Raw genomic sequence first — 11,110 nt, 5'->3', positions numbered from 1 at the left:
TAAGCTATACATGTATATCAAGTGACCATTGGGATAGCTTTGTTACGACCTTTAAAGAATGCAAACAGTTGATTGGTAAATTTTTCACTGTGGGTATAGAAGGCAATAATTGTCGATTACGGCATCGAATCAGGCGAGGCTTTAGGAGAAGCTGCAACTTCTCCAAAAAGCTTGAAAATCATTTCAAAGCCTTTGATTTAGTGTTCTTTTATATCAATAATGGATTCGTTTAATGCCAGCATACTTTTTGAAACACCACCTGATTTTGTAAGCTTTGCTACTCCAGAGATTCTTAATAAATTTCCAGCCGATCTCATCAATTTCGTGCAAAAGGAAACACCTAAGACATTAGCGGACATATACCCTGAAGAAGCCGTGTTCTTATCAGCTATCAAAAAATTTATAAGACCTTTTAAAGAACAGTATAAAAAATTGGCTGATAAGAACAGGGAAATTAAGGAGCACAATACAGTTGCTCATAAAATTTATATAAAAATTAAAAATAAGGAAGCAACTCTGCAAAAGCCAACAGAGTCAAAGCCTAAAGAATCTAGTCCAAAGACTACTGAAAATAGTGCTGTCCCAGTAGAGATGAAGCAGGGAGCCATTCAGAAAAATATGGCTCCACAAGAAAAGCCAATTACTGTAATTAAGAAGCGAAAATTTGCTTTAAACAAGGATAAGTAACTTGTAATTTAAAATTATAAACAAAAACCCCTCTAAGTCTTGCAACTTAGAGGGGTTTTCCAGTAAATTCAGCGGTACGCAGTTATTTGATGCTAGAACATCAAGTAACGAAGATCATAAGGTTTGACGACCGTTATGATTTCACCAAAAGGCTTGTACCTGAATTCTATTTTCACAATAAACAGTGTTTATATCAAGCCTCAAAATGATAAGTCTTCGTTAATTCGTGTTTTAAATCGTCAAATAAGTATCCTAGATCGAGCTTTGCCCGCTTCTGCGTGTCCGTTTTACGGTCGGCATGCAGTACGTGTGGTAGGAATAAGTGTCACTGGCGTATTGTAGCTATGGTCGAAAGGCTAAACCGCTTACAGGGGAACTTCACATAGGCGGAGCGTTGGGAGTAGTTACATAGGACTTGTTAAGTTGTAAGTTGGGGAAACCCTCGCAGAGATACAGGCAATGTAACGACAGGGAGCGCGTGGAGCGAAGTGCAAGACTTTGAGTCCTTGTCTGCATAGTCAGCAAAGCTATGTGCGGATACGACCGATATACGTGGCTCCGAAGCCAAATATATACAGGTAAATCGGCAATACTTAGGGGATAGGTTATTTTTTAAAATGACCGCCCTTAGGGTGAGTATTGCCGAAACTCTCTCAACCGTTCACCAAAGCCAAAGCACGAAGTGCGACGCTTTGGGGTAGAGTTGAGAGAGTTGAGAGCATTTAGTTAGTTAGTTTTGGAGATAGAGAGTGTGTTTACTCAATCTCTCATAATGCTTAGGCTATTTACCCAAACTAAATATTATGTGTTGTGTATAGTTTTACTGAACGAGTTACTGTATATTAAAACTATACAAAGGATGATTTTTTGTGATTGTAGATTTTAATCATAAAGGACTGGAACGATTTTTTAAAACCAGTTCTACAGCAGGTATTCAGTCTGTTCATTCAACAAAGTTAAAAAGACAATTAACTGCTTTGAATGAAGCGCAAAGCATTGATGAAATGAATTTCCCTGGGTGGAAGCTTCATCCTTTGAAGGGTAAATTAAAAGATCACTGGGCAATTACTGTCAATGCTAATTGGCGTCTGACTTTTATTTTTAAAGATGGCAATGCGTATATCGTGGACTATCAGGACTATCATTGAGGTGAACATGATGATGAATAATCCAGCTCATGCAGGCGAGTTAATTTCTGAATGGTTAGATGGTTTAAAAGAAGAAGGACAAGCGATTACAATTACAGAACTTGCTGAACGCATTCAAATAACACGTCCATTACTTTCTAGAATTATTAATGGCAAAGCGCCTGTAACGGCAGATGTAGCTTTACGTTTACATGATGCTTTAGGTATCAGTGCAGACTTGTTAATGCGTGTTCAATCTAAGCACTCACTTTGGATTGAATCACAAAAACAGCGTCCAAAGATTCAACCATTTTTTATTAGTTGTTAAATTAAAATATGAAATAGAGATATTAACTGTGTTTTTTTCAAAGAAAGATAAAGAAATTGAAGTAGTGCATGGAAATCCTTCTAGAAGTTTTCCTAGTAATTATGAATTAAGGAAAAAAGTTTTCATTAATGCTTACAGCCGAGGATATTATTCAGATATTAAAAATTTTGAGCTAATTCAGATTGATGAGAATTATAAAGTAAGATATGTTGAAAAAATAAAGTTTTTAGCATTTATATATGATCATCCTAGACAGTCAGTGTCGGTAGATAGTACTCATTTTTATTATATTAATGACCAAGATAATTATATTTATTCAGAGCTAATTGGAAACAGAATTATGATGAAGAAATTGTTTCTTTCAATGAATTATGCGAGGCAGATTTAATTTTATATTTAAAATCTGCCTCTAAAACAATACAAGATAAAAGGACTTTTTCGATGTGGTGGCCACATTTAACTCTTTATATTAATAATCAAAGGCACCCAACGAAAATTTTTGCTCGAGCTGAAAATCCAGCATTCCTAGAAAATGTGTGTTTTATTCTGAATTGGAAAGATTTTTCCCTAATTGACAGTATCTACGAAATCGCAGAGAAACAAGAGTGGGGATCTATATACATCCCACAATGGAGAACTCCTTTCCCAACATTCTTAAATCTCAAAGCTTTGACAAATTTTGAGAAACTAAAACCTAGCCAAGTATGAAATTAATTGGCAGTCGACCCATGTTTCGGCTGCCAACAAATACCCATCAATTTTATATCTAGCTAATTTAGTCTGACTTGCAAGCACAGCCACAGGAATCCCTTTCAAATAGTGGAACTCAATCCACTGGTATAGATCTGGCCGTGAAAAGCGCAACTGCGTCACCAGGTGATCAATAGCAACTAAAGCATCATCATCTAGCATCACCTGAATACCAGACGACTTCTGCCCCTCTTTCAAACGCATCAAACCATATGTTGGTGATGTATAAGTCAATTCACTTGGATTATATGAAGCATGACGCGCCCACTTACCCCATTGCGCCAATTCATTCTGCATCATTCGAACCGTTGGTTTTACTTCTACAATTGTGCTCATTTATATTCTTTCCTTAAACCTTCCAAAATCTTTTAAAAACCAACATTGCTGCATCACGTGCATGCTCATTCGTGCGGCTAGTCCAACCAGTGATCTTCTTAAATAGATCCGCTTTGGTTTTAGTAGCATTAGCTTTTGGGTGGACCATGATGTAATTGAACTCTTGCTCTATACACCAGTCTTCCCAAATCTGCGCATCACGCTTTACTGACCCCACGCCTTGAGCTTTTTCTTTACCGCCAGTAAACCAAGTACGCTTACGTGCATCTTCGATATACAGCTTTAAATTATCTTTCCCATGAATTGCTTTTATCTTCTGGACAGCCTGCATTGCCTTGGTGATACTTAAGCACTCCACCTGGTGCAACTCCCCACCGGTGCCATGGTCCATTGCCACGGCGTAACCGGTTTTAACTCCTGTATCGATGCCGATGAGGACTTTCATTCATCATCCTCGTCGTATTCATCGAAAAACATTTCTTTACATGACCTTTCAAAAAGGCAGTCTGTGCAAATTAAGTCCCCATCCTCATCCATAACCACATCTTCATGTGTTCGACACTTGCTGCACTCAGCATCATTTAAAATCAAATATTCAGAAATCAAATCACAAACTCCTTATCATCTTTGCACCAGCACACATATGCGATCTGCACGGTTAAGTTGCGGTACCCAATCCCTTGGTCAAAATCAAATAAGCGATCCCCATAGATATATTTCAGTTGCAGGTAGAAAGACTGAGCCATGAAGAAAACTTCGAATTGTTCTCTCATCTCTCGCTCACCTTTGTATTCGGGCTAATGTGGTTTTTGATATCAGTGCATGTATCAATACGGTCGTGATCGGCTAGAGCGGTGCGGAGGTCGTCTAGGCAAGTAATATCAAGTTTGACTCCTTTATTGGATGCTGCATAAACACTTAGCTCAAAACAAAAACCTTGTGCCCACTCAGGCGCCCCATCCAAAATCGCCTTACACTTTTCCAGCCCCAATTTTTCGATTAAATTCATGCCTTCACTCCAGCTTTTCTAAGTACCATATATTTCTGCTGAACAGATCCTCGACTCATACCAAGCATCCTGGCTGCCTGGGTTTGATTTCCGCGAGTTAGAATCAAAGCCTCCTCAATCAAGGCATTTTCCAGTGCAGTCACAAGTTTCTTGCGCACCTTGCCTTCATGGTCTGTAATTGCTTGAAGTAAATCTTCTTTATGAAATGTTAATTTCACGCTGCATCCCCCATACGCTTAAAAGCACCTTTCACCTTTGCAGCCAATTCAGGCGGACATGGCACACCTTTACGATTACGCTCGTCATAAGTTAGAGCCTTAGCCTTTTCGGTCTTGTCTTTTTTCTTCCACATTTGCTGCACACAGCCTTTCTCCTTCGCCCGTGCAAGGTAGTCCTGATAAATCGCATTAAAGGCGTAATGCGCTGCTTTCTGCCCCTCTACGTTGAGGATATGGCGCACTTCGTCCAGACTGCGCTTCGCAAGTGTCGTAATTTCCGATTTTTTATCATTTTCAAACTGCAATGCTTTGGCCCATGCCATATCTGCAGTCCACCAGTCACCACCTTGTTCACACCAGCTGCGGAATTTTGGAAGGTTTGGACACCACTCTTCAGAATTCATACGCAAGATGCCGCGAGTGATATCAGCTGGAGTGAGGCCACTCAAAACAGTGCATGCCAACTGAACAAGCTCTTCATCTGAATAACCTGCGTATTTTTTAGTGAACTCAGCGCCGTAGACATCACCAATGCGGTTTAAAACCAGTTCTGCCACTTCAACTGGAAAGTTCACAGCAAAAGCGTTTTCGAATAATTGAATACTGCTCATTAGTTTGACTCTCCCACTGTGCGCATTTGATTTGGATCTACCTGGTTGCCAAAGCGACGGCGCTGCATTGGCTGTTGGTTTTGAACTGGAGTTTGTTGTTTAGGTGGATAAACACTTTGATAACTTCCAATGATTGAAGCTTCCAGTGACTGGTTTGCCTGATCACCAAAGCCAATCAATTTTTTAATCAAAAGATTTACGGCGTTTTCAGTAAGTGGTTTTCTGATGCTGTTGCGCATATCAACAAATTGAATCCATAGATCACGATTTATGTTCACTGGTAACTCAACTGGTTTTGCATCGAATGCAGTTGGTTTTTTAGAAGAAGATTTATCTTTTTCACACTTATCTTTATTTGTTTTTGTATTAGTTGTTTTTGAGTTGTTATTGTGGGTCGGATTTTCCGACAAGTTGCTGTCGGTTTTTCCGACTACCCCTGTCGTATTTTCCGACAAGTTGGCAGTAGTCGGTTTTTCCGACAAGTCGGCAATTTCACGCTCTGCAAGATCACTCAATGTATAGAGTGTAGGCTGATGATCACGACTAATTCGACTTACCAAACCAAGCAAAACTAGCTTTTCGGCACCAGAAATCACAGCATCTTTTCCATAGCCTGTAAATTTCATAAACTGCGAAATACTGATTGCATCGGTTTCTTTCTGCCAGCCACGAGTTTTTCTAACAATTAGGATATAGATTGCTAACGCGGCACCCTTCATTTCAGCCATTACACCATCATCAATTAGAGCATTGGGCAGTTGAAAGCTATTAGGAACAAAACTACTCATTGCATCACCCCTTCACTTGTCAACTTTTCAATAACCCATGCTTCACCTTTGGTGGTGAACATTGGTTGAGAAAATCCAAGCTCAGTTTGCTTAAGCTCACCAAAGCCTTTATCAATAAACCATTGCTGGAATACACGCGCACGTTTGACACCACGGCTATACACATCGAATTGATCAAGGTATTTATTCATTGCCATGGCTGACATTCGAAGTTTCTGGGCTACTTGAGTGGCGTTAAGCAAGGTGTCACGTACTACGATTTTTTCGTAGTACTCCACTTTTGGCTTGTCGAGTTCAATTTTTCGAGCCTGATCGGCTGCTAATTGAAGTGCTTCTGCAAATGTTTGAGGAAGTTGGATGGCGTTTTGGTTTTCTAGTTCATCCCACCTTCTGATTATCGCCATGCGAAGTGAGACGCTATATCCAGAAACCAAACACAAAGTTAAATTCCGATCCATATGGATTTCAGATATGTAGCCACGCCCATCCTGAATAGTTTGAAAAAAAGGATCATCCAAATTTGGATCATCTATAATCTGATCAATTACTTGTTTGGCATCCCGAATAACATGAGAGTGCTGCTTACCAGACATACTCGAAACCTCTCGAGTACTCATTGTTTTTAAGTTGAATTTAGTTTGTGCTAACATATTCATTGTTCACTTCCTTCAAGATTTTGAACATCGAGCTCATCTGTTACAGCAGATGGGCTTTTTTGTATTTGATGTGCATGCTCATACCACCCACCAAAAATTAAGAAGCTCTTGAAAGCTCAGCCTTCAACCGCCCTTGCGATTCAACTTCAAATACGGCCTGAGTTCGTACTGGAATTCCTTGCTTTTGCCACTTCCAAATAGTCACTCGCGTTCGTTCGATTTTTTTAGAAAGCTCTATGTTGGAGCTCACTCCATAAAATTTCTTTAAATCAGACACCTTCATTTCGTTCACTTTAATTTACTTTTTTAGTTTATTTAAGTTAACACAGGTCAATGCAAGCTTCAACAACCAGTGTTAATATTAGTTAACGTTTAGGGGTTTAAACATCTAAATTCGTTAACTAAATTATTTAAGTAAACCTTGGTGGCAGGTTTAAGCCACAAGACATATGTATGAGGACTCAGATGAGCCTTGTAAAAAAATAAATCGGAGATCATCACATGGGTTTTTATTTTGCAGATCGCTTAATCCACCTAATGGAAAGCAGACATATATCTGGTGCAGATATATCGAGATTTTTAAAGGTTAGTAAAGCAGCTGTAACAAAGTGGACAAAAGGAGAAAGTGTACCTTCATCAAAATATATTCATGATTTAGCAAAACTATTAGATACATCAGTTGAATATCTCTTATCAGGAAAAGAACCTATTCAAATATCGCACTCTCAAGAAAGTAAAGATTCTTCACATTCGAGAGTGCGTTATGGACCAATTATAAACCTTGTAGAAATAGGAGAATCTTTGCAAATGCACGTAGCAAAAAGTGGTAACAATAAAGAACTTACTCTACCTTCTGATCTGGAAGTGATGCCTCTTCCAAAAGGAATTGAGCAAGGAGATGGGGTTTGGGTAAAGGATATCGGCAATGCTAACCTTCCGAGAATCCCACCAACATCACTTGTTGCTATTAATTTTAAACCAGCGTCTTATGAAAATGGAGACCTAGTCTTGGCAATAATAAAAAATAACCCAGTACTGCGTGTTTTGCACAAAGACACCTCTGGTGATTATTTACAACCCATCAATAAAGAGGCTCCCTTTACAAATATGGTCGACTTCATTGAACCTGATGTATGTGAAATTTATGGCAAGGCTGAAGCGATCCTAAGTAAGTCATTAAATTTCGCAGATTAACTTTAAAAATTTAGGCACAAATTCTCTGATTTACATTTATTAACAAATTAACCTCCTTTTAAAGGGGGTTTTTTGCGTCTAAATTAACTAAAGTAAACTTCATTCAACTCATCTCTTGACTAAATAGTTAACTATAATTAACATAAAAATCGTAAACAATAAAAAGCCCCAGCGTAGCGACAACTACCTGGAGCGTGACCCACCCTTACGTGAGTGAAATTATTATGAATAAAAACCCAATTCTAATCAAGGCAAGCTTTATCGCTATAGCCATCTCGCTATCAGGCTGCTTTGCCCAAGCTGAATCTATCAAAGACCAGCCGCAAGTCGACATCGCTGCAAAGCATTACGAAGTTGAAAGCGTGAACTGCAAACAAATCTGTGTCGCTACTGTCAAAGCTGACGATTACAGCATTTATGTTGAATACGCCCTGGCCGATGCCTCAGTCGAGTTTCTGGACATTTTGAACGTGGTCCATTTTGACAAAACGATTAATGCATATGTTGATCGTTATGAGATTGAAAAGATTAATGCTGCGATTGCTGGGGGTGTGAAGTGAGTACTAAAAAATATCAAGTGCGTATTCGCAAGGAAGTTAATGAAGGTAAAGCCTATCACGCCGCTTTGGCTGCTTTTGGAGATGGTTTTACCATGAGTGGGATTACATCAATGATCTCGAATGGCGATGTATCTCTACCAGAGCTAATCAAGAAAACTTCTGATGCCCTGCCTGATTGGGAAATTATCTCTGTGATTCTGGTTGATACAGATAACTCTGATCAACTTGGCGAAGACCTTGAATGGGATGAGGAGGAAGCATGAATTACCCACCCATTGAACCCAAAGGCACCAAGAAAATTCATTTTAGCCTGGCTGCACCTTTTGAAAACTGGCTATTGAATGACGGGTATCAACCAAAACCGGTCAAGCATGCAGCTCTGGTTCGATACAGTAAATTAAATAAACCTACGCTTGAAATTGACAGCACTGGAAAGATGAGTGAAGCCACCCAAAAGCGCTATGCCATTTTTCTTAAGCAGTATTTGAAAGTTGGTAAGCCCTTACTGGTTTCTTTACGGGCTCAAGCACCAAAAGTATTAAGGATGGCAGCGTGATGGATATTGAAAAAATAAAATCTGATTTTGAAGCATCTGAATGCTTTAAGCGTTTTGAGCATGTTGTGCAGTACACATTTTTTGAATTTGGAGCATACATCAAACGTACTGATGTTCCAGATGCCGTTGAAAAAAAAGCTGGAAAAATGATTTTAGCCCTTATTTTAAGCTGGTCAGCATGGAAGGAAGCTAAAGCCCAGGCGATGCCGGAAGGTTTTATTTTAGTACCGGAAGAGCCAACTGAAGCAATGATCCAAAGAGGCACTAAAGCCAATTCTGAATGCCTTAATGAAAATGCACCACTGGGAGAGAGATTATTCCGACACCCTGCTCTTCAAGTTTACCAAGCTATGGTAAATGGATCGGGAGAGTAAAGTTGAGTGATATGCAAAAACCGTGTGAGCCTTGTGAAGATAGCAATATCGATAAACAAGTCAATCTGATGGACCAATTCATTGAAAGCGGTGAATTCAATAAAACTCTAAATGATTTTTTCGGGTTACCTGAATCAGTAGTTCAGAGCTTAAAGGAGGTGTCTTAAATGGGAATTTTTCAAATCACTGTGCAAGGTGAAGCACCTCAATTATTTGTAGGCTCCGAAGTTGGCGGTGCAAAGATCGTATCGATCAAGGATGTAAGCCCAAAACTAGTATCAGCTGCTGAACTGGCTCAGTACTACGGTATAAGTGTAGATGCCGTCCGTGACCGCTGTGCAGAGATCAACAAAGGTACTCGTGGTAAATGCCTTTATGATCCAGAACAGGCAAACTTAATTTTGACTGCCAAACCTGTGACCAAACGTGGACGAGCAAGAAAAAATTAATGGGATGGATTCGTATTAAAAATAAAACACCAAAGCATGTCATAAAAACCACTCCAGAGAGTGGTTTATCTTAATCTAAAATCATTTTCCAATATTCATAAATAACACATTGCCAGAATTAAGCTTCTCTTTAATATCATCTTTTTTAGAATTATCTTCGGGTTTATTAATAATACTGGTAACCCCAGAAACAACAACAACTATTAAAAAACATACGATTGAAGTCTTAAAAAAACTTTTAGGGCTATCAACTATAACCTTATCTTCTCTATAGTTATTTAAAGAGCTAATCCATGAAGTAAGTGTTCTAATCAATACCAATAGGCAAATCATTAAGAAAGAAACAATAAATACTAAGTATGTTAATTTACTATTACCTTCTAGCAACTTAACTGTTGAGCCAATAATATTAATCCCACCAAAGACAGTGATAATAATTGTGGCAAAAATACCCAAGATAGTCACGTAATTGACCATCATACTTTCTGAAGATTTTTTAGCTTCCTTTATCTGATCATTAGCATCATGAGCCATTTGTCTTGTTGAACTAGCGATATCCTCAGCTTTTTTTGCCGCTCTTTTTGCATGTCCAACTGTTTCATGCGCCATCCCAGATATAATCTGGGCTTTATTTGCCATTTCCTGAGCTTGAGTTGCAACTTTTTCAGCTTCTTTAGCAGTTTGCTCAGCTTGGTTTGAAATCTTTGTCGCAGACTCTGCTGCCGACATAAAATATTGCTTCTGAAAAAAAGCCAGCTTCAAATGTCTAAACAATTTTTCAAGTACTTTATTAATTTTCAATAATTCATTTTCATTCTTATTATTAGCAGTCATCATAGCGATATTCATGGAAAAGTATTCAATACGCTCATTTAGCTTTTCAATAGAAATTTCTGAATTTGAATCAAAAACTATTTTTGTTATTTCTTCATATCTCACATTAACTTTAATTTTAAAATGATCAATAGATACTATTTTTTGAACAAATATTTTTATAGCCTCATGATTTGTACAGTCATCAAAAATATGCTTCATTTTTTCACATAATAAATTAACAATCTCTTCATCTTTTTCTTCAGAGACATCTATTAAATCATTTTTAGCATCAAAAAACTTATCATCAATAATCATACGAATTAGCCAACTAGCTTTTTCAATATGCTCTTTATTATCATTTACATCTTCAATTTCACTATTTAAAAGATGCTTAATAATTAATTCTAGCTTATTATTTTCTTCCAACACAAAAATCACCCTTTAAATTAAAGGGTGATTTGTGAAATATTCAGTCATTTCTTCTGATGTATATTTTAATACAGTATTTCTAGAAAGAATCTCATGCTTTACTCTCTGGTGGAGAAAAGGCTTTAACGGCATTGGCATTGGTATTCGCGATTTTTCGCCTAAATCCGGCTCCTTTTTGTGTACTGGATGAAGTCGATGCACCGCTGGATGATGCCAACGTAG

Annotated in this window: 21 protein-coding genes and 2 pseudogenes; 13 read left to right on the top strand and 10 right to left on the bottom strand. The window is 38.2% G+C overall.

Annotated features, from left to right (window positions below):
• The 6 genes and pseudogenes from FTV48_RS13095 to FTV48_RS13070 form a co-directional block, all read left to right on the top strand.
• A partial coding sequence (locus tag FTV48_RS13095) for an IS1 family transposase (RefSeq protein ID WP_257218538.1) occupies positions 1 to 233 on the top strand: 233 nt, incomplete at its 5' end.
• Positions 234 to 261: 28 nt separating this feature from the next.
• Positions 262 to 687 (top strand): annotated as a pseudogene (locus FTV48_RS13090) (hypothetical protein); the annotation flags it as partial.
• An 869-nt stretch (positions 688 to 1,556) separates the two neighbouring features.
• On the top strand, positions 1,557 to 1,835 hold the full coding sequence (locus tag FTV48_RS13085; protein WP_163167899.1) for a type II toxin-antitoxin system RelE/ParE family toxin: 279 nt from the start codon (positions 1,557 to 1,559) through the stop codon (positions 1,833 to 1,835).
• Between the two features lie 10 nt (positions 1,836 to 1,845).
• Positions 1,846 to 2,142, top strand: a complete 297-nt coding sequence (locus FTV48_RS13080) for a HigA family addiction module antitoxin (protein ID WP_218945932.1) — start codon at positions 1,846 to 1,848, stop codon at positions 2,140 to 2,142.
• Between the two features lie 28 nt (positions 2,143 to 2,170).
• On the top strand, positions 2,171 to 2,530 hold the full coding sequence (locus tag FTV48_RS13075; protein ID WP_180000637.1) for a hypothetical protein: 360 nt from the start codon (positions 2,171 to 2,173) through the stop codon (positions 2,528 to 2,530).
• Positions 2,531 to 2,583: 53 nt separating this feature from the next.
• On the top strand, positions 2,584 to 2,850 hold the full coding sequence (locus FTV48_RS13070) for a hypothetical protein (protein ID WP_180000634.1): 267 nt from the start codon (positions 2,584 to 2,586) through the stop codon (positions 2,848 to 2,850).
• Here the strand turns inward: FTV48_RS13070 and FTV48_RS13065 are convergent.
• From FTV48_RS13065 to FTV48_RS13025, 9 genes are all read right to left on the bottom strand, one after another.
• Positions 2,830 to 3,228 (bottom strand): antiterminator Q family protein, encoded by a 399-nt coding sequence (locus FTV48_RS13065; RefSeq protein ID WP_180000632.1) that lies wholly within the window; start codon positions 3,226 to 3,228, stop codon positions 2,830 to 2,832. The genes FTV48_RS13070 and FTV48_RS13065 overlap by 21 nt on opposite strands.
• A gap of 13 nt (positions 3,229 to 3,241) precedes the next feature.
• Complete coding sequence (locus FTV48_RS13060; RefSeq protein WP_180000630.1) at positions 3,242 to 3,673, bottom strand: hypothetical protein; 432 nt, start codon at positions 3,671 to 3,673, stop codon at positions 3,242 to 3,244.
• Between the two features lie 157 nt (positions 3,674 to 3,830).
• Positions 3,831 to 4,001, bottom strand: coding sequence for a hypothetical protein (locus FTV48_RS13055; RefSeq protein WP_180000628.1), 171 nt, complete (start codon positions 3,999 to 4,001; stop codon positions 3,831 to 3,833).
• Positions 3,998 to 4,237, bottom strand: coding sequence for a hypothetical protein (locus tag FTV48_RS13050; RefSeq protein WP_180000626.1), 240 nt, complete (start codon positions 4,235 to 4,237; stop codon positions 3,998 to 4,000). The genes FTV48_RS13055 and FTV48_RS13050 overlap by 4 nt, the downstream gene beginning before the upstream one ends.
• Positions 4,234 to 4,455, bottom strand: a complete 222-nt coding sequence (locus FTV48_RS15230; protein ID WP_180000624.1) for a helix-turn-helix domain-containing protein — start codon at positions 4,453 to 4,455, stop codon at positions 4,234 to 4,236. The genes FTV48_RS13050 and FTV48_RS15230 overlap by 4 nt, the downstream gene beginning before the upstream one ends.
• Positions 4,452 to 5,066 carry a restriction endonuclease gene (locus tag FTV48_RS13040; RefSeq protein ID WP_180000622.1) on the bottom strand — a complete coding sequence of 205 codons (615 nt, stop codon included), beginning with the start codon at positions 5,064 to 5,066 and terminating at the stop codon, positions 4,452 to 4,454. Before FTV48_RS13040 ends, FTV48_RS15230 begins: the two co-directional genes overlap by 4 nt.
• Positions 5,066 to 5,854 carry a replication protein gene (locus tag FTV48_RS13035; RefSeq protein WP_180000620.1) on the bottom strand — a complete coding sequence of 263 codons (789 nt, stop codon included), beginning with the start codon at positions 5,852 to 5,854 and terminating at the stop codon, positions 5,066 to 5,068. The genes FTV48_RS13040 and FTV48_RS13035 overlap by 1 nt, the downstream gene beginning before the upstream one ends.
• The gene (locus FTV48_RS13030; RefSeq protein ID WP_180000618.1) at positions 5,851 to 6,510 is read right to left on the bottom strand and encodes a Rha family transcriptional regulator; all 660 of its coding nucleotides are present in this window, start codon (positions 6,508 to 6,510) and stop codon (positions 5,851 to 5,853) included. Before FTV48_RS13030 ends, FTV48_RS13035 begins: the two co-directional genes overlap by 4 nt.
• Positions 6,511 to 6,607: 97 nt before the next feature.
• The gene (locus FTV48_RS13025; protein ID WP_180000616.1) at positions 6,608 to 6,793 is read right to left on the bottom strand and encodes a hypothetical protein; all 186 of its coding nucleotides are present in this window, start codon (positions 6,791 to 6,793) and stop codon (positions 6,608 to 6,610) included.
• 218 nt (positions 6,794 to 7,011) lie between these two features.
• Here FTV48_RS13025 and FTV48_RS13020 point away from each other — a divergent pair, with 218 nt between their 5' ends.
• The 6 genes from FTV48_RS13020 (at position 7,012) to FTV48_RS12995 (ending at position 9,643) form a co-directional block, all read left to right on the top strand.
• Complete coding sequence (locus tag FTV48_RS13020) at positions 7,012 to 7,704, top strand: XRE family transcriptional regulator (protein WP_100535048.1); 693 nt, start codon at positions 7,012 to 7,014, stop codon at positions 7,702 to 7,704.
• A 224-nt stretch (positions 7,705 to 7,928) separates the two neighbouring features.
• A complete protein-coding gene (locus FTV48_RS13015) occupies positions 7,929 to 8,264 on the top strand; it encodes a hypothetical protein (protein ID WP_180000614.1) in 336 nt (111 codons plus the stop codon).
• Positions 8,261 to 8,527: a hypothetical protein gene (locus FTV48_RS13010; protein ID WP_180000612.1), complete on the top strand. Its 267-nt coding sequence runs from the start codon at positions 8,261 to 8,263 to the stop codon at positions 8,525 to 8,527. The genes FTV48_RS13015 and FTV48_RS13010 overlap by 4 nt, the downstream gene beginning before the upstream one ends.
• Complete coding sequence (locus FTV48_RS13005) at positions 8,524 to 8,820, top strand: hypothetical protein (protein WP_180000610.1); 297 nt, start codon at positions 8,524 to 8,526, stop codon at positions 8,818 to 8,820. The genes FTV48_RS13010 and FTV48_RS13005 overlap by 4 nt, the downstream gene beginning before the upstream one ends.
• On the top strand, positions 8,820 to 9,194 hold the full coding sequence (locus FTV48_RS15010) for a hypothetical protein (protein ID WP_253602675.1): 375 nt from the start codon (positions 8,820 to 8,822) through the stop codon (positions 9,192 to 9,194). Before FTV48_RS13005 ends, FTV48_RS15010 begins: the two co-directional genes overlap by 1 nt.
• Before the next feature lie 167 nt (positions 9,195 to 9,361).
• Entirely contained in the window at positions 9,362 to 9,643 is a 282-nt protein-coding gene (locus tag FTV48_RS12995; RefSeq protein ID WP_180000608.1) for a hypothetical protein, read from the top strand.
• 81 nt (positions 9,644 to 9,724) lie between these two features.
• Here FTV48_RS12995 and FTV48_RS12990 read toward each other — a convergent pair whose 3' ends face one another.
• On the bottom strand, positions 9,725 to 10,888 hold the full coding sequence (locus tag FTV48_RS12990; RefSeq protein ID WP_180000606.1) for a hypothetical protein: 1,164 nt from the start codon (positions 10,886 to 10,888) through the stop codon (positions 9,725 to 9,727).
• Between the two features lie 89 nt (positions 10,889 to 10,977).
• Between FTV48_RS12990 and FTV48_RS15225 the strand changes: the two are divergent.
• Positions 10,978 to 11,110, top strand: a pseudogene (locus tag FTV48_RS15225) (hypothetical protein); the annotation flags it as partial.

Origin of the sequence: Acinetobacter sp. YH18001 (assembly GCF_013416975.1) — a bacterium.
Lineage (GTDB): Bacteria > Pseudomonadota > Gammaproteobacteria > Pseudomonadales > Moraxellaceae > Acinetobacter > Acinetobacter pseudolwoffii.
Note: the sequence above shows the minus strand (reverse complement) of the source record. Positions and strands in the feature narration are given on the sequence as shown.